Below are 18,013 nucleotides of genomic sequence, written 5' to 3' on the forward strand. Positions count from 1 at the left end.
GCGTCAATGCGCAGAGATTCATTCAAATTGCTTCTGCTGGCCGGCCTGCTCGGCTTCGCCGTCCTGTACGGGATGGAGCTGTCCTCCCAAGGGATTCGGAACGTTAACGGGCCCCTGGAGACGGAAAGCGCGGCGGATCGGATCGACGAGGGCGGGGACTGGACGCTGCCTGTAGGCGCGGATCGCAGCGGAAGGGAAGAGAGTCGGCCGGAGCCGACGGCGCCGATCTGGGCGGACGGCGAAGAGGAGCCGGGCGTCGCAATTCCCCGTCTGGACCGCGAGCCGGTCGTGGATCGCTTCTCCGGAAGGACGGCCGAGGTGCTGCACGAACTGTCCCGCAACGGGATTCGCATGGTCGTATCCATTTTCAACCGGATTGCGGGATAGACGGGGCGACCGATCCCGCGCTCGCCAGCCGCGATCAGCGCGCCTCCTTCTCCGACAGCCACAGGATGAATTGCAGCAGCAGCGCATCCCGAAACCTCCGGGGATTCAAGCCCGTTCTTTCCCCGATCTGCTCCAGCCGGTACAGCAGCGTATTGCGATGAACGCCGAGCGCCCGCACCGTCTCCGCCAGGTTGAGGTCGCAGGCGAAGAGCGCGCGCAGCGTGCTGCGCATCTTCTCGTCCAGCGCTGCGCCGTACCTGGCCGCCAGCCGGCTGCGCTGGGCGGCGGGGACGCTTTGCAGGAAAGCCTCCGCTTCGATGCGGGCGTAGGGCACCGGGCCTTCGGCGAACAGGTCCGCTTCCCCGAAGCGCAAAGCTTGCCCGGCTTCGTCCCGAATAAGCGGGAGGAGATCCAGTCGGTCTGCCGGGGAGGATACGCCGATCCGGCAAGACAGACCGAGCGCCGTCAGCTGCTGGAAGAGCGAGGACAGGCGGCGAAGGCATTCAGGCTCCTCCAGCCCGAACAGCAGCAGAACGAAGCGGGTCGGGCTGACCCGGCTGACGAGCGCCGCGCCGTCCGGGAGACGTTCCCTCAGAACCGGGAGCAGCGGCTCCCGCCCATTCAACGCTTCAGAGTCGGCCAAGCCGATCTCGGCCGCATGGATCGGCATCCGAACCGGCACGCCAAGCGCGGCCAGGCGCTGATTCAGCAGCGTGTCGTCCGTTCTGTCGTGCCGGAACGCTTCCTCCAGCGCCAACTCCTCCAGCGTTTGCCTCCACTCGTGGCGAAGGCCGAGCATTCGCTGCCTGAGCATCAGCTCGACCGTCATGGCCACCAGCTCACCGAAGGGCTCCACCTTGTCGGGATCGCCCGTAATGCCTACCACCCCGGCCACTTTGTCCTCGTAGCGAAAGGGAAGATTGACGCCCGGCTGCACGCCGCGCAGCTTCGCCACGCTTCCGTCGACGGACACTGGCCGGCCAGTTCGGATCGCCTCCTCGGCGGCGGCATGGTAAGCGCCGACCCGGGCCGGATCGCTGCTGGCCACGATGCAGGCGGAGGTGTCCATCAGATTGATCGGAAGCTTCAGCCGTTTAAACGTGTCTGCGGCGATCTCCTCTGCAAGCTCCTTGCTGAGCATCGGCCTTCTCCTTTATCAACCGCGATTTTTGTATCTATTATATGATAATTAAGTGGAAAAGGCATTTAAATTCAGACATTTCATACGAAGATTAAACAGCTTCAATCCTGTATAATAACGATCACAACGATCAAACAACCGAAATATGCGCCTTGGCGGGAGGCATGAAGGAGTGAGACGGCTTGAAATTCGTCATTGCGATGGATTCCTTTAAGGGAAGTCTGACCTCTCTGCAGGCCGGGCGCGCCGTGGAGCAAGGAATCGCAGCGGCGCTGCCGGAAGCCGAATGCAGCGTGTTCGCCATGGCGGACGGGGGAGAGGGCACGATGGCGGCGCTGACGGAGGCTTTGGACGGAAGAGTCGAGACGGTCGCTCTGTGCGGACCGTTGGGACAGCCGATCAAGAGCGGATACGGCGAAGTGAGGACGGCTGCCGGAGATCGGACGGCCGTCGTCGAAACGGCGGCGATCTGCGGCTTAACGATGGTGGCCGAGCGCGAACGGAACCCGCTGCTCACGACGACGAGAGGGCTCGGAGAGGCGATCCGCCATGGGTTGGACGCGGGCATTCGGCGCTTTATCGTCGGACTGGGAGGCAGCGCGACCAATGACGGAGGGATGGGCATGCTTGCCGCCCTCGGAGCCGAATTCCGCTGCGCCACGGGCGAGCGGCTGTTCGGTCGGGGAGAAGATCTGCGTCGCGTCGACCGGGTCGATCTCTCCGGCTTGGATCCGCGGCTGGAGGAATGCGTCCTGATCGGAGCCAGCGATGTCGACAATCCGCTATGCGGGCCGGACGGCGCTACGGCGGTGTTCGGGGCGCAGAAGGGCGCCGATCCGCAACTGAGGAGGCGCCTCGACGACGATCTGGCCCGCTATGCCTCTCTGGTGGAGGGCGAGCTGCAGCGCCGCGCCGGGGACGGACCGCCGGCGGAGACGAATATGGCGAGACGAGCCGGAGCCGGCGCGGCCGGCGGGCTTGGGTTTGCGCTGCTGGCGCTTGGAGGGCGGCTGGAGTCCGGGGCGAGGCTGGTCATGGAAGCGATCGGTCTGGAGGAGCCTATTCGCCGATGCGACTGGGTGATTACCGGGGAAGGGCGAAGCGACAGCCAGACCGCTTTCGGCAAGCTCCCTTATCAGGTGGCGGGCCTGGCCGAAGCGGCGGGAAAGCCTTGCACGCTGCTGTCCGGAAGTCTCGGAGAGGATGCGGATCGCCTGGAAGCGCGGTTCGCGGGCTGCTTCGCCGCGGTCAGCCGTCCGTCCGGCCTGCAGGACTGTCTGGAGCAAGCCGGACCCTGGCTGCAAGCGCAAGCGCGGCGGATCGCGCTGCTCGTTCGGGCGGCCGCGAGGCGCGGTTAAGTCCGAGCCCCAAGCCTGTCTGAGCCGGTCGAAGACGGCCGGGCCGGGCGCTTGACGCGCGAGTGTCATTTGGCATACAATTAAGCCAATTCCGTTTCAAAGGGGAAATTTTGATGTTGGTAAGGGTTCTGAACTGACTTATTCAATAAGTCGCTAACGATCCGTGCAGGAAGCTGCAGGCCTGGAATACGAAGGCTTGTTTGTCGACGGATTCGAAGCGGCTGGAATAACCAGTGAGGAACCGGACAAGACCGCCCCTTCCGAAGCGATGCATCGGGGAGATCTGCCGCGCTCGTCAGGGTGCGGCTTTTTTGCGCGATTTTGCGGGGATGCGCCCGCCGAATTTCGCCTCTCTTCGTGCTTGATTTCAGGCAGGCTGCGAGCTTGCGCCGATGGCGCATGTCCTCGCGGCCTGTTTTTATTTTCCGATGAGGAGGTAATTCGAATGAGAACGGAGTCACTGAACAAACTGGAGTACCCGCGCGTGATCGAAGCGCTCATGAGCTGCGCGGTCACCTACTTGGGCAAAAAAAGAGTCGAGGAGCTTCAGCCGCTGACGGACATCGAGAGGATACGGCGCAAGCTGGAGGAGACGGAGGAGGCTTCCCGGCTGCTGGTCAGAGGCGCCCACCCGCCCCTTCCTTCGCTCGAGGGAATGGAGACGCTGATGGCCTTGCTGGGAACGGGGTACGTTCTGACCGAACAGGATTTCGGCCATCTCGCCCAGTTCGCGCGAAGCTGCGAGCAGCTCCGGCAGTACATGGCCGCCAAAAGGTCCGATTTTCCGTCGGTAGCCGGCTACGGCATGTCGATGTACGATTTGAAGCCGCTGCGCGAGTCGATCGAGGCGTGCGTCGACCGCGGACGCATTCTGGATACGGCGAGCGCGGAGCTTCACAAGGTCCGCAAAAAAATTCGCACAGCGGAGGAGAAGCTGCGGAAAAAGCTGGAGAGCTTGATGGCGAGGCTGGCGGACAGCCTGCAGGAGAGAATCGTCAGCCGGCGCGACGGCAGATACGTGCTGCCGGTCAAGCGGGAGCACCGCAAGCGCGTGCCGGGCGCCGTGCTGGACGAATCGGCGAGCGGACAGACGGTGTTCGTCGAGCCGTCCGAGCTGGCCGGTCTGCAGATGGAGTTGAACGAGCTGCGCTTCGAGGAGAGCCGCGAGGAGACGCTTGTGCTCGCCCGGTTGACGGAAGAGGCCGAAGCTTACGCCCAGGAGCTGTCCGTCAATCTCGAGGCGACCGGACATTACGATTTTCTGTTCGCGAAGGCCAAGTGGGGGCTTGCCGTCGGGGGCGTCGCCCCGGCGCTCAGCAGCAGCCGCGTGCTCGATCTTAAGGAAGCACGTCACCCGTTTCTGGCGACGAAGCCGGTGCCGCTTAACATCCGCATCGGCGACGGATACCGGACGCTTCTCGTCACGGGCCCGAATACGGGCGGGAAGACGGTCGCGCTGAAGACGGCAGGACTGCTTACGCTGCTGGCGCAATCCGGGCTGCTCATTCCGGCGGCGGAAGGAAGCGTCGTCGCCGTCTTCCAAGCGGTAGAAGTCGATATCGGGGACGGCCAAAGCCTCGAATCTTCGCTCAGCACGTTTTCCTCCCATCTGCGCAACGTGATTGACATTCTGGCTCATGCCGGTCCTTCCACGCTCGTGCTGCTGGACGAATTGGCGACCGGCACCGATCCGGGAGAGGGGGTCGGTTTGTCCATCGCCGTGCTGGAGGAGCTGTACCGGCGGGGCTGCACCGTGATGGCGACGACGCACTTCAACGAGATCAAGGAATACGCCCGCGTCACCGAAGGCTTCCGGAATGCCCGAATGGCGTTCGACGAGCGGACGCTTAGTCCGCTGTATCGGCTGGACATGGGAGAAGCCGGCAACAGCTACGCGTTCGTCATTGCGTCCAAGCTGGGTATCGCGCCGGCCATTATCGAGAGGGCGCGAACGATCGCCGACCGGCTGAAGGAGGGGAGAGGCGAGACGCCCGTTCCTCCTGCGAAGGGCGATGCGGGGCTTGCGATGCCCGCTGACGGCGCCCGGAATGGCAAGGGCGGCGAGCTCGCTTCCTCCCGCCGGCCGTCGTCGAGCGAGTCTGCGCGGCAGGCCGGCTCCGGGCAGGCGGAACGGGAGCTCGCCAGCCGCTGGTCGGTCGGGGACCTCGTGTTTATTCCGCATCTTCGCAAGCCCGGCGTCGTCTACCGGCTGCCGGACGAGCGCGGCAATCTGATCGTGCAGGTTCAGAGGGAGAAGATCAAGCTTAACCATAAGCGGATTCGGAAGTATATCGACAAGAAGCATCTGTACCCGGGCGAGGATTACGACCTGGACATCGTCTTCGAGTCGGTCGAGAATCGCAAGAAACGGCACCTGATGGGCAAGCGTCACGTGGAAGGCCTGAAGATCGAGCGTCCGGGCGAGGAGTAGCTTCGCAAACTCCAGCCGCGCCCCGAACAGCGGACTCATTGATGAGCGGGGCTTCCGCTGTTATAATGAAGTGATCGTCATTCGACGTTATGGAACCGGCTGGAGGTACACATTGGAATGGCAGAACTGTCAATCAAGCAAAGCCACATTCGCAATTTTTGCATTATCGCGCACATCGACCACGGCAAATCGACGCTGGCCGACCGCATTCTGGAATATACGGGGGCGCTGACCTCCCGCGAAATGCAGGACCAGGTGCTGGACTCGATGGATCTGGAGCGGGAACGCGGCATTACGATCAAGCTGCAGGCCGTACGTCTGCTCTACAAGGCCGACGACGGAGAAACCTATTTGCTTCATTTGATCGATACGCCGGGACACGTCGATTTTACGTACGAGGTGTCGCGAAGCTTGGCCGCCTGCGAGGGCGCGATTCTCGTCGTCGACGCGGCGCAGGGCATCGAAGCCCAGACGCTGGCCAACGTCTATCTGGCGCTGGACAACAATCTGGAGATCGTTCCGGTCATTAACAAGATCGACTTGCCCAGCGCTGAGCCCGACCGGGTGAAGCAGGAGGTCGAGGACGTCATCGGTCTCGACGCCAGCGACGCGGTGCTTGCGTCCGCGAAGAACGGCATCGGCATCAAGGAGATTCTCGAGCAGATCGTGCAGAAGGTGCCGTCTCCCCAGGGAGATCGCGACAAGCCGCTGAAGGCGCTCATCTTCGACTCCCATTACGATGCGTACAAAGGCGTCGTCTGCTATATTCGCGTCATAGACGGCACGATCAAGGCCGGTACGCGCATGAAGTTTATGGCGACCGGAGCGCAGTTCGACGTCGTCGAGGTCGGCACGTTCATGCCCCGTCCGACAGCCGTTGCCGAGCTGGGGCCGGGAGACGTAGGCTTCGTCAGCGCATCGATCAAGAACGTGAAGGACACTCGGGTCGGGGATACGATCACCGATGCGAGAAATCCGACCCCGGAGCCGCTGCCGGGTTATCGAAGCATTAACCCGATGGTGTTCTGCGGCCTGTATCCGATCGATTCGACCGATTACAACGATTTGAGAGACGCGCTGGAGAAGCTGGAGCTGAACGACGCTTCGCTCCGCTACGAGCCCGAGTCTTCGCAGGCGCTCGGCTTCGGGTTTCGCTGCGGCTTTCTCGGCATGCTTCACATGGAGATCATTCAGGAGAGAATCGAGCGCGAGTTCAACATCCCGCTGATTACGACCGCTCCGAGCGTTATTTACCGGGTGACGCTGACAAGCGGCGAGGTGCAGGAAATCTCCAATCCGGCCGACTATCCGGAGACCGCCAAGATCGACTTCGTCGAAGAGCCTTATGTGAAGGCGTCGATTATCGTTCCGAACGATTTCGTCGGCGCGATTATGGAGCTGTGCCAAGGCAAGCGCGGCGAGTTTATCGACATGCAGTACTTGGATACGAACCGCGTAACGCTGAAATACAACGTGCCGCTGGCGGAGATCGTCTACGACTTCTTCGATCAGCTGAAGTCAAGCACGAAAGGGTACGCCTCGTTCGATTACGAGCTGATCGGCTACCGGCAGTCCTCCCTCGTCAAGATGGACATTTTGCTCAACTCCGAGAAGGTCGACGCGCTGTCGTTTATCGTGCATCGGGACCGCGCCTACAACCGCGGACGGATTATTTGCGAGAAGCTGAAGGATCTGATCCCGCGTCAGATGTTCGAGGTGCCGATTCAAGCGGCGGTCGGCCAGAAGATCATCTCCCGCGAAACGATCAAGGCGATGCGCAAAAACGTGCTCGCGAAGTGCTACGGGGGAGACATCTCCCGGAAGCGAAAGCTGCTCGACAAGCAGAAGGAAGGCAAAAAGCGGATGAAGCAGGTCGGCAACGTCGAGGTGCCGCAGGAGGCGTTCATGGCCGTCTTGAAGCTGGATGAAGATTAAGAGCGAGGAAGCGGGCTGCGTGCCCGCTTTTCTCTATGGAGGGTGTCATGATGACCGTTTCGGAGAAGACGCTTGAGCCTGTTCCCCCGCTGCACCGTTGGACCCCGAAGGCGCTGTACGTTCATATCCCGTTTTGTACGAACAAGTGCTTTTACTGCGATTTTAACTCTTACGTCGCTGCAGGCCAGCCGATCGACGCCTACTTGGACGCGTTGGAGAACGAGATGCGGCTGACGGCCGAGGAGCTGCCGCCGGGCACGATCGACACCGTTTTCGTCGGCGGCGGAACACCCACCGTGCTGACGCCTCCGCAGATGACCCGGTTTCTCGATTCGGTGAGGCGGCATTTTCCGCTGGCGGCCGACGCGGAGTTTACGATGGAGGCCAATCCGGGCACGACGGACTTGGAGAAGCTGGCTGCGATGAGGGAGGGCGGCGTGAACCGGATCAGCTTCGGCGCCCAGACGTTCGATAACGGCTTGCTCGAGAGAATCGGCAGAATTCACGCCGCGCAGGATGTTGTGGACAGCATCGCGAACGCCAGGTCGGCCGGCTTTGCGAACCTGTCCATCGATCTGATGTTCGGCTTGCCGAATCAGACGCTTCGTCAGCTTCAGGACAGCGTGGAGCGTGCGCTGGAGCTCGACTTGCCGCACTATTCGCTCTATGGGCTGAAGGTGGAGGAAAACACGCTGTTCTACCGGCTGTACCAGAGGGATGAGCTGCCGCTGCCCGAGGAAGAGGAAGAAGTCGCGATGTACGAATATTTAATGGAAAGATTAAGCCGAGCGGGGTATCGTCAATACGAGATCAGCAATTTCGCGCGTCCCGGTTGCGAGAGCCGCCATAATACGGTGTACTGGCGCAACGAGCCTTATTACGGGCTGGGAGCGGGCGCGCACGGCTACGCGCTTGGGCGGCGGCATATCAACATTAAAGGTGTGCAGCCGTATATCGACGCGGCCGCGAACGGCCTGCCCCGCCTGGAGACCAGCGAGGTCAGCGCCGACGAAGCGATGGGAGATTTCATGATGGTCGGCCTGCGGCTGAGAGAAGGCGTGACGCAGGAAGATTTCGGCCGTCAGTTCGGCGGAGCCGATCTGGAGGAGACTTTCGGCCAAGAGCTGTCTCGGCTGGTAAAGCAAGGCCTGCTGGAGCGGACGGGCTCTGCGCGCGGATACCGGTTGACCCGGCAGGGCGTGCTGCTCGGCAATGAGGTGTTCGGAGCGTTCGTATGAACGCTCCGATAAATGTCTCTTGAGGGATCGGTGCGGATGTTGTATATTTATTCATACATATTCATTGTCTAGAGAGAAGGAATGGTCATGTCGATCGTCTGCCGTCCCGCGCTGCCGGAAGATATAGAGGCGCTCCACGAACTGATACAAGGTTATGCCGCCAAGGGCATTATGCTGCCCAGGTCCCGCGAGGCGCTTACTCGAAATATCGGCACGTTTATCGTCGCCCAGGATGGAGAGCGGCTCATCGGGTGCGGTTCGCTGTGCCGGCTCGGCAGCGATCTCGTCGAGATTCGTTCGCTTGGCATCGCGGACGGCTACAAGGGGCAGGGCATCGGGAGCCGGCTCGTGGACGCGCTGATCGAGGAAGCCAAGCGTCAAGGGATTCCGAAGGTGATGGCGCTCACGTACGAATCGGTGTTTTTTCAGAAAAACGGCTTTCAGATCGTCGACAAGGACATTTTTCCCGAGAAGGTGTGGACGGACTGCGTTCATTGTCCGAAGCAGCACTGCTGCGACGAGATCGCCGTCGTTCGCCTTATCGGGTCAGCGGAGGGAGACGAGCAGCTCAGTTTCGCCCAAATGTAAGCGAACAGCCAAATCGAGCGGGAACGTCCTTGACATGACCGCCTTCGGTTTGGTATTTTTGTAGTAGTCTTTAGCACTCGACGCATTTGAGTGCTAACGATAACGGGAACCTTTTATTAAGGAGGAGAATCGGATGCTGAGTGAACGACAACGCATGATTCTTAACGCGATTATTGATGACTACATCCGTTCTGCGGAGCCGGTAGGTTCCCGCAGCATCTCGAAGCGCGGAGACGTATCCTTCAGCCCGGCGACCATTCGCAACGAAATGGCCGATCTCGAGGAAATGGGGCTGCTGGAGCAGCCGCACACCTCGGCGGGCCGAATTCCTTCTATAAAAGGCTACCGTTATTACGTGGATCATCTCGTCACTTTAGGCACCATCGGAGAGCGGGACGCACGGTTGCTCCGTTCTTTTTTCGCGGAGAAGATGATGCATTGGGAAGGGATTATCGAGCATGCGGCGACTATTTTGTCCCAAATGACGAATTACACTTCGATCGTGCTCGGCCCGGAGATGTTCAACACCGCTTTAAAGCATTTTCAGGTGATCCCGCTGACGGACAATTCCGCAGTCGCGATTATCGTGACGAATACGGGGCATGTCGAGCATCGGACGATTTCCATTCCGGAAGGCATCTCGATGGACGACATGACGAAAACCGTCAACCTGCTTAACGACAAGCTGTCCGGCGTCCCCTTCTACAAAGTCAAGACGGTTCTGCACAGCGAGATCGCCAAAGAGCTGAGCCGTTACGTGGAAAGGTTCGAAGAGATTCTTGCGCTGCTCGAACAGGCGATCGACGAGAAGCAGGAGCCGAAAGTGTATTTAAGCGGCGCTTCCAACATGCTGACTCAGCCGGAGTTTAAGGACGTCGACAAGGCCAAGTCGATTCTCGGCATGCTGGAGGCAACCCCGCTCGTCCTGCAGCTGTTTCAGTCGCACCCGGAAGGCATTCAGGTGAAGATCGGAACGGAAAACGCGCATGAGGCGATCAACCATTGCAGTCTGATTACCGCGACCTATTCCTTCGACGGTCAGTCGCTCGGCACGATCGGCATATTGGGCCCGACCCGCATGGAATACGCGAAGGTGATCAGTCTGCTTGATTATTTATCCAAGGATATCGCTCAATTGATGTCCCGTTGGCATAAATAAATGGCACTGTATAGCCCCCGAAGCAGGGTGGCACGGTAAGGAGGTGAATCGTACAATGAGTACGAATGAAACGAAGGAGTCCGCAAACATGGATGAACGTCAAGACGAAGTGCTGGATCCGGAAAACGTGACCGAAGCGAACGATTCGACCGTTTCCGACGGCGAAAGCCAGGCAGAGGAGCAGTCGACGGGGGAAAGCGAACGCATCGCCGAACTGCAGCGTTTGGCCGATGATAACCATAGCCGTTATTTGCGCGCCCAGGCCGATTTCGACAACTTCCGCAGACGCACGCAGAAGGAGAAGGAGGAGCTGGCGCAGTATGCTTCAATGAAGCTGATTACGGAGCTGCTGCCCGTTCTCGACAATTTCGGACGCGCGCTGCAAGCGGGCGAAGAGGCGGGAGGCACCGATTCTTTCGCCAAAGGCGTAGACATGATTTTCCGCCAGCTGTCTCAAGTGCTGGAGGCCGAAGGCCTTAAGCCGATGGATGCCTTAGGGCAGCCGTTCGATCCCGAGCTGCATCAGGCGATTATGCGAGTGGAAAGCGACGAACATGAAGAAGGCACCGTCATCGAGGTCGTTCAAACCGGCTATATGCTTAAGGACAAGGTCATACGCCCCGCGATGGTGAAAGTCAGCGGCTAAACAGGCCTCTTAAGATTCCTTCCGGAGCGGAGGAATCAATCGCGCACTTATTTCAAAGGAGGAACACTCAGCTATGAGCAAAGTAATCGGAATCGACCTCGGTACGACGAACTCGTGCGTCGCGGTCATGGAGGGCGGGGAAGCCGTCGTTATTCCTAATGCGGAGGGCAACCGCACGACTCCGTCCGTCGTCGGCTTCAAGAAAGACGGAGAGCGCGTCGTCGGCGAGACGGCGAAGCGTCAAGCGATCACGAACCCGGATCGCACCGTCATTTCCATTAAGCGCCACATGGGTACGACCCATAAGGAAACAATCGAAGGAAAAGCTTATTCCGCGCCGGAGATTTCGGCGATTATTCTGCAGAAGCTCAAAGCAGACGCAGAAGCATACTTAGGCCAGCCGGTCACGCAAGCGGTCATTACCGTACCTGCATATTTTAACGACAGCCAGCGTCAAGCGACGAAGGATGCCGGCAACATCGCAGGCCTCGAAGTGCTGCGCATCGTCAATGAACCGACGGCGGCGGCGCTCGCCTACGGCTTCGAGAAGCAAGAGGATCAAACGATTCTCGTATTCGACCTGGGCGGCGGTACGTTCGACGTCAGCATTCTGGAGCTCGGCGACGGCTTTTTCGAAGTTAAAGCGACGAGCGGGGACAACCACCTGGGCGGAGACGATTTCGACCAAGCGATCATGGAGTGGCTGTCCGGCGAATTCAAGAAAGAGCATGGCATCGATCTGCTGAAGGACAAAGCGGCCGTTCAGCGCTTGAAGGACGCGGCCGAGAAAGCGAAAAAAGAATTGTCCGGCGTCGTATCGACGACGATCTCCCTACCGTTCATTACAGTTGTGGATGGAGTGCCGCAGCACTTGGAGCTGAACTTGAGCCGTTCGAAGTTCGACGAGCTCACGGCTGATCTGGTCGAGCGCACGATGGCGCCTACGCGTCAGGCGCTGTCGGATGCCGGCATGACGCCGGCGGATATCGACAAAGTCGTGCTCGTCGGCGGTTCCACGCGGATTCCGGCCGTTCAGGACGCAATCAAAAAGCTGACGGGCAAAGAGCCTCACAAGGGCGTTAACCCGGACGAAGTCGTGGCGCTTGGGGCTGCGGTTCAAGCGGGCGTATTGACAGGCGAAGTCAAGGACGTCGTTCTGCTCGACGTCACTCCGCTGTCTCTCGGGATCGAAACGGCCGGCGGCGTCATGACGAAGATGATCGAACGCAACACGACGATCCCGACGAGCAAGTCGCAAGTGTTCTCGACTTACGCCGACATGCAGACGCAGGTCGAAATTCACGTGCTGCAAGGCGAGCGCGCGATGGCGAAGGACAACAAGACGCTCGGCCGCTTTATCCTGAGCGAAATTCCTCCTGCGCCTCGCGGCGTACCGCAAATCGAAGTGACGTTCGATATCGACGCGAACGGTATCGTCAACGTATCGGCTCTCGATAAAGGCACCGGCAAAACGCAGAAAATAACGATCACTTCCTCCGGCGGCTTGAGCAAAGAGGACATCGAGCGTATGCAGAAGGAAGCGGAGCTGCACGCTGAAGAGGACAAAGCCCGCCGCGAGCTGGTCGAAGCGAAGAACAGCGCCGATCAGCTGATCTACAGCGTCGACAAAACGATCAAAGACCTCGGCGACAAGGTCGACGCGGGCGAGGTGGAGAAGGCGAATGCGGCGAAAGAGAAGTTGACAAGCGCAGTCGCTTCCGATAACCTTGAACAGATCCAGAAAGCGACGGAAGAGCTGACGGAGATTGTGCAGCAGTTGTCCGTGAAGCTTTACGAGCAGGCTGCTCAGCAAGCCCAACCGGGTCAGGACGCAGGAGCGGACGCCGGATCGGCCGGCTCCTCCGGACCGGCCAAAGATAATGTCGTCGATGCCGACTACGAAGTCGTGGACGAAGACAAAAAATAAGCCGAGTGAGCCGCATACACGGAAAGTCAAAGCCGATTCCCGGCACTGCGGGAACGCTTTGACTTTCCTTCATGAGGAGGTGGAGAGAAGTGGCGGACAAAAGAGACTATTACGAAGTGCTGGAGCTTCCCAAGAACGCCTCCGCAGACGACGTAAAAAAAGCGTATCGCAAGCTTGCCCGGCAATACCACCCCGACGTCAACAAATCCCCGGATGCCGAAACGAAATTCAAGGAAGTGAAGGAAGCCTACGACGTGCTTAGCGACGATCAGGCTCGCGCTCGTTACGACCAGTTCGGCCACCAGGATCCGAACGCCGGCTTCGGCGGCTTCGGAGGTGCCGGAGGCGCGGATTTCGGCGGCGGTTTCGGCGATATATTCGATATGTTTTTCGGCGGCGGCGGTCGCAGAGATCCGAACGCTCCGCAGCGGGGGAACGATCTGCAGTATACGATGACGATCGAATTCAAGGAAGCGGTGTTCGGCAAAGAAACGGACATTACCATTCCGCGTACGGAATCGTGCGGCACTTGCCACGGCAACGGCGCCAAGCCCGGGACCAAGCCCGAGACCTGCTCCGTCTGCCGCGGCTCCGGTCAGCAAGAGGTGGCGCAAAATACTCCCTTCGGCCGTATCGTGAACCGGCGGACTTGCACCGCTTGCTCGGGAAGAGGCACCCTGATCAAGGAGCGATGCGTCACTTGCGGCGGCAGCGGCCAGGTGAAGAAACAGCGCAAAATTCATGTCAAAATCCCGGCAGGCGTCGACGACGGCGCTCAACTGCGGGTAAGCGGCGAAGGAGAGGGCGGACTTCGCGGAGGGCCGCCGGGGGATCTGTATATCGTGCTTCGCGTGAAAACGCACGATTTCTTCGAGCGAGAAGGCGACGACATCTATTGCGAAATTCCGCTGACCTTCACGCAGGCCGCGCTCGGCGACGAGATCGAGATTCCGACGTTATCCGAGAAGGTTAAGCTGAAGATTCCCCCCGGAACGCAGACGGGAACCTATTTCCGCTTGAAGGGTAAAGGGGTTCCGAAGCTTCGCGGTTACGGACAGGGGGATCAGCAGGTGAAGGTGACGGTCGTCACTCCGACTAACCTTAGCGACGATCAGCGGGAGCTGCTGAGGGAATTCGCCTCCAAGAGCGGAGAGTCTACCCACGAGCAGAGCAAAAACATTTTCGAAAGAATGAAACGCGCGATTCTCGGCGAATAAGTCAAAGGCGGCCGTCCAGCCTAATGCTGGCGGCCGTTTTTTGTTGGTTTGCATAAGAGAAGAGCTTGGAGCGGAACCTATTACAATAATTGCTCGAGGACTGACGCTCGGGCAACGAGAAGGAGGGAGGTTTAACGTATGGCCAATGCCAATGAACGCAATCGTTTGCCGGTTGAGAGATCGGAGGATGTCGAGTACTCGGAAGAGCTGGCGGATCGGGACGACCAGGAGGCACTAGAACGCGCGGAGGCAGCCGACAGGCGTGCCTTGGAGCAAGGGGAGTGACGCCGATGGAGATGCAGATGCAGCCTTTGCAAGCGACATTTTCCACCCAAGCTCAAGCCGAGTCGGTTGTCCGAAAGCTGTCCGCGCTTCGCGCCGACCGCTTTCGGCTAGAGAGAGCCGACGGGAGCGCAGGCTCTTCCCCGGGGAGGGAGCCATGGAACGCGGAAATCGGTTCGGAGCTGGGCGCTGACGCCGCCGAATTTACGCTTGCCGCGCTCGTCCCGACGGATGCTTTGGCTCAAGCTCGTACGGTCATCCGGCAAGCCGGCGGCCAGTTGGATTAACCCAGCAGAGGCGTACTCCGGACGAAACGGGGTGCGCCTTTTGCGTACTCTTTAACTTCCCTTTTGCCAGTATCCCCTTCGCTCAGTCTGCGCAGAACCGACGTTTGCCCCGACCCGGCCCCCTCCATATTCCTGTTAGCTCGGAAGACCGGCAACGTTGCCTTTTCTGCTCTCGCGTCCGTACGTCCCCTGCTGCCCATTTTCGTTACTGCGTCCATTATCCCTGTTGCTCAGGAAGACTAGCTGCCGGGGACTTGGTTTCCTGCAGCTGCGGCCATTATCCCTGTTGCTCAGGGGGACTAACTGATGGGGGTTCGGTTTCCTGTAACTGCGGCCCGGTTAAGGGGGCGCTTGGAAGAACCGAAGAGTTGCAGGGAGAATTCAATAGAGATTTGCCCGAAGGGGGGAGGAGAGACTTTGGGAAGGGGGATAGGAAAGGTTTCCTGAGCGAAGGGGATATTGGAGATAGGGAGGACAGAGGCAGAAAGAATCGAACTCGGCAGACAAGGAGGAGCAGCGAACGGACCGTCCTGAGCGAGAGGGATAGCGGAGAAAGGAGAACTAAGAGACGGAGAAGGAGACGAATCTGAGCGAAGGGGATATTGGAGATAGGGAGGACAGAGGCAGAAAGAATCGAACTCGGCAGACAAGGAGGAGCAGCGAACGGACCGTCCTGAGCGAGAGGGATAGCGGAGAAAGGAGAACTTAGAGACGGAGAAGGAGACGAATCTGAGCGAAGGGGATATTGGAGATAGGGAGGACAGAGGCAGAAAGAATCGAACTCGGCAAACTAGGAGGAGCAGCGAACAGACTGTCCTGAGCGAGAGGGATAGTGGGAGGAGAGGAAGTCGAGTTATTTTTGCATCAGGCAAAACAGTGCGTGTATAATGAGATTCATTGAGCTGCGATAAGGAGAGGAACGCATTTGCGCTGGCATGAATTAACCGTTCTGGCGACGGAATCGTCGGAGGAGATGGTGACGCACTATTTGACCGAGCTGGGGGCTGGAGGCGTTTCGGTCGAGGAGGCCTGGTCGCCGGACAAACCGAGGGATACGAAATACGGCGAGGTCTACGATACGCCGACGAACGATATACGCCCGGGGTATGCGGTGTTCAAGGCGTACTTTTCGGAAGATTGCGAGATGGAGCCGATCGCGGCCGAGCTGAAGACGCTGCTGGAGAGGCTGCCGGAGTACGGCTATGACGCCGGGGAGTTCACCATTCATGTTGGCTCCGTTCACGAGGACGATTGGGCGAACGCATGGAAGCAATATTTTAAGCCGGTCGCCGTGACCGAGCGTCTTGTCATCAAGCCGACCTGGGAAACGTACGAGGCGAAGAACAACGAGCTGATTATCGAGCTCGATCCCGGGATGGCGTTCGGCACGGGGACGCATCCGACGACCTCGCTCTGTCTGAAGGCGCTGGAAAGCGCGATTCGAGGAGGAGAGACGGTCATCGACGTCGGCACCGGGTCCGGCGTGCTGGCCATCGGGGCGATAAAGCTGGGCGCTTCCCGGGTGCTGGCGCTCGACCTGGATCCGGTCGCGGTCAAGGTCGCGAAGGAAAACGTCGAGCTTAACGGCTGCGAGAACGAAATCGAGGTAAGGCTCAGCGATTTGCTGGGCGTCCTTCGGGAGAGCGAGGGGGAGCGGCCGACGGAGCGCGGCGTTGAACCTCCTGTGGACCTTGTCGTCGCCAACATTCTCGCCGAGATTCTGTTGCTGTTCATCGACGACGTCATGAATGTGCTTAAACCGGGCGGTCTGTATATCGCGTCCGGCATTTTCAAAAATAAAGAGGCGGCTGTGGAGGCCGGACTGCTCGCCGCGGGCTTCGAGATCGTCGACGTTCTGAGGCAGGAGGATTGGACGGCATTCGTGGCTGGCAAGCCGAAGGGGGAGAGCGAGTGAACTTTTTCTGGTTTCCGATCGAGCATCTGCCGGTCATCATTCTGGTGATGCTGATCGCGTTCAGCGTTCACGAATTCGCCCATGCCTGGACGGCATGGAAGTTCGGGGACGATACGGCATACCGCGAAGGCCGGGTTACGCTGAATCCGCTGGCGCATCTCGACTGGATCGGCATGCTGTTTCTGGTCATCGCCGGATTCGGCTGGGCGAAGCCGGTGCCGGTCCGCCGCAGCAGGTTCAGGAAGCCGCGCCTGATGAACATCGTCGTGACGGCTGCGGGACCGATCAGCAATCTGCTGCTGGCTTTTCTGCTATTGTTCGTCTTTTATTTGCTCATCGCTCTTAACGTTTTCGACCGGACGTCGTCGGATCTGTATCATAATATACTGATTTTCATGAACTACTGGCTGAATATCAATCTGGCCCTGCTCCTCTTTAATCTGATTCCCGTTCCCCCGTTGGACGGCTATCGCATCGTGGAGGAGTTTCTGCCCTTGAGAACACGGATGATCATTCAGGAGAACAGCCAATGGATCATGTTCGGATTTTTAATCGTCGTGTTTATCCCTCCGCTGCGGGACGCGACGATCGGGCGTTTGATGCAGCTGAAGTCGCCTATCCTGGAAGGGATGCAATGGCTGCTGGGACTCGTATTCTAACGCTCGGATCTTACGGTGGCGAAAACAGCCCGAAAGCGGTATGATGAAGGTTGGAGTTTCAAAGCGGGAGGCAAAAAAGAATGCAGCGTTATTTCGTGCCGGAGGCGCAAATGCTGGAGCGGTCCGTCACGCTGGAGGGCGATGACGCCCGGCATGCGGCCGCAGTCATGAGAGCGAAGCCGGGCGACCGGTTTATCGCCTGCAACGGAAGCGGGCGGGATGTCGTCGCGCGAATAACGTCCGCGAACAAGCATCAAGTGGAAGCGGAAATCGTCGAAGAGCTGGCCGGATCGGCTGAGATGCGCTGGCGGATCGACGTTGCCCAGAGCTTGCCGAAGGGCGACAAGCTGGAGACGGTGATTCAGAAGGGAACGGAAGCGGGAGCGGCCGCCTTCGTGCCGTTTCTGTCTCGCCGCACCGTCGTGCAGTACGACGAGCGCAAGGAGGAGAAGCGTCTCGACCGCTGGCGGAAAATCGCCAAGGAAGCGGCCGAGCAAAGCCACCGCAGCATCGTGCCTCGGATCGAGCCGGTCTGTTCGTGGAAAAGTCTTCTTCGGCGTTTTGCCGACTACGAGCTGACGCTGCTGTGCTATGAGGAGGAAGGCCGCACCGGCGTCGGGCTAAGGGAGGCGCTGGCCGGCTTCAAGCCCGGACCGGACGGGGCGAGCGTGCTCGTCGTCGTCGGACCCGAGGGCGGCTTCGCCCCGGAGGAAGCGGAAGCGGCGATTGCCGCAGGGGCCCGGCCGATCGGCTTGGGCAGAAGAATATTGCGGACGGAGACGGCCGCGCTGTATGCGCTGGCATGCCTCGCTTACGAGTCCGGAGAGTTAGGAGGAAATTAAC

General features: G+C 59.6%; 16 protein-coding genes. 15 read left to right on the plus strand and 1 reads right to left on the minus strand.

Annotated features, from left to right (window positions below; translation table 11 throughout):
• The first annotated feature begins 6 nt into the window (after window positions 1-6).
• Entirely contained in the window at window positions 7-387 is a 381-nt protein-coding gene (locus ACFO3S_RS13780) for a hypothetical protein (RefSeq protein WP_378096886.1), read from the plus strand.
• Between the two features lie 34 nt (window positions 388-421).
• Here the strand turns inward: ACFO3S_RS13780 and ACFO3S_RS13785 are convergent, their stop codons facing one another.
• On the minus strand, window positions 422-1,528 hold the full coding sequence (locus tag ACFO3S_RS13785) for a CdaR family transcriptional regulator (RefSeq protein WP_378096889.1): 1,107 nt from the start codon (window positions 1,526-1,528) through the stop codon (window positions 422-424).
• A gap of 182 nt (window positions 1,529-1,710) precedes the next feature.
• Between ACFO3S_RS13785 and ACFO3S_RS13790 the strand changes: the two genes are divergently transcribed.
• The 14 genes from ACFO3S_RS13790 (at window position 1,711) to ACFO3S_RS13855 (ending at window position 18,012) form a co-directional block, all read left to right on the plus strand.
• Entirely contained in the window at window positions 1,711-2,886 is a 1,176-nt protein-coding gene (locus ACFO3S_RS13790) for a glycerate kinase family protein (protein ID WP_378096892.1), read from the plus strand.
• A 445-nt stretch (window positions 2,887-3,331) separates the two neighbouring features.
• Complete coding sequence (locus ACFO3S_RS13795; RefSeq protein ID WP_378096895.1) at window positions 3,332-5,317, plus strand: endonuclease MutS2; 1,986 nt, start codon at window positions 3,332-3,334, stop codon at window positions 5,315-5,317.
• 117 nt (window positions 5,318-5,434) lie between these two features.
• Window positions 5,435-7,252, plus strand: coding sequence for a translation elongation factor 4 (gene lepA / locus ACFO3S_RS13800; protein ID WP_378096898.1), 1,818 nt, complete (start codon window positions 5,435-5,437; stop codon window positions 7,250-7,252).
• Between the two features lie 50 nt (window positions 7,253-7,302).
• Window positions 7,303-8,490: a radical SAM family heme chaperone HemW gene (gene hemW / locus ACFO3S_RS13805; protein WP_378097275.1), complete on the plus strand. Its 1,188-nt coding sequence runs from the start codon at window positions 7,303-7,305 to the stop codon at window positions 8,488-8,490.
• 87 nt (window positions 8,491-8,577) lie between these two features.
• Window positions 8,578-9,078, plus strand: a complete 501-nt coding sequence (locus ACFO3S_RS13810) for an N-acetyltransferase (protein ID WP_378096902.1) — start codon at window positions 8,578-8,580, stop codon at window positions 9,076-9,078.
• Between the two features lie 133 nt (window positions 9,079-9,211).
• Window positions 9,212-10,237: a heat-inducible transcriptional repressor HrcA gene (gene hrcA, locus ACFO3S_RS13815; RefSeq protein ID WP_378096905.1), complete on the plus strand. Its 1,026-nt coding sequence runs from the start codon at window positions 9,212-9,214 to the stop codon at window positions 10,235-10,237.
• Window positions 10,238-10,325: 88 nt separating this feature from the next.
• Complete coding sequence (gene grpE, locus ACFO3S_RS13820; RefSeq protein WP_378096908.1) at window positions 10,326-10,883, plus strand: nucleotide exchange factor GrpE; 558 nt, start codon at window positions 10,326-10,328, stop codon at window positions 10,881-10,883.
• A gap of 73 nt (window positions 10,884-10,956) precedes the next feature.
• Window positions 10,957-12,810 carry a molecular chaperone DnaK gene (gene dnaK / locus ACFO3S_RS13825; RefSeq protein WP_378096911.1) on the plus strand — a complete coding sequence of 618 codons (1,854 nt, stop codon included), beginning with the start codon at window positions 10,957-10,959 and terminating at the stop codon, window positions 12,808-12,810.
• Between the two features lie 89 nt (window positions 12,811-12,899).
• Entirely contained in the window at window positions 12,900-14,027 is a 1,128-nt protein-coding gene (gene dnaJ / locus ACFO3S_RS13830) for a molecular chaperone DnaJ (RefSeq protein WP_378096914.1), read from the plus strand.
• 138 nt (window positions 14,028-14,165) lie between these two features.
• Entirely contained in the window at window positions 14,166-14,312 is a 147-nt protein-coding gene (locus tag ACFO3S_RS13835; RefSeq protein WP_378096917.1) for a YfhD family protein, read from the plus strand.
• Between the two features lie 5 nt (window positions 14,313-14,317).
• Window positions 14,318-14,596, plus strand: a complete 279-nt coding sequence (locus tag ACFO3S_RS13840) for a hypothetical protein (protein WP_378096920.1) — start codon at window positions 14,318-14,320, stop codon at window positions 14,594-14,596.
• Between the two features lie 925 nt (window positions 14,597-15,521).
• Window positions 15,522-16,511, plus strand: a complete 990-nt coding sequence (prmA, locus tag ACFO3S_RS13845) for a 50S ribosomal protein L11 methyltransferase (RefSeq protein WP_378096922.1) — start codon at window positions 15,522-15,524, stop codon at window positions 16,509-16,511.
• Window positions 16,508-17,170, plus strand: coding sequence for a site-2 protease family protein (locus tag ACFO3S_RS13850; protein ID WP_378096925.1), 663 nt, complete (start codon window positions 16,508-16,510; stop codon window positions 17,168-17,170). Before prmA ends, ACFO3S_RS13850 begins: the two co-directional genes overlap by 4 nt.
• An 80-nt stretch (window positions 17,171-17,250) precedes the next feature.
• Entirely contained in the window at window positions 17,251-18,012 is a 762-nt protein-coding gene (locus tag ACFO3S_RS13855; RefSeq protein WP_378096928.1) for a 16S rRNA (uracil(1498)-N(3))-methyltransferase, read from the plus strand.
• Window position 18,013 lies beyond the last annotated feature (1 nt).

This window comes from Cohnella hongkongensis (assembly GCF_042654645.1).
GTDB classification, from domain to species: domain Bacteria; phylum Bacillota; class Bacilli; order Paenibacillales; family Paenibacillaceae; genus Cohnella; species Cohnella hongkongensis.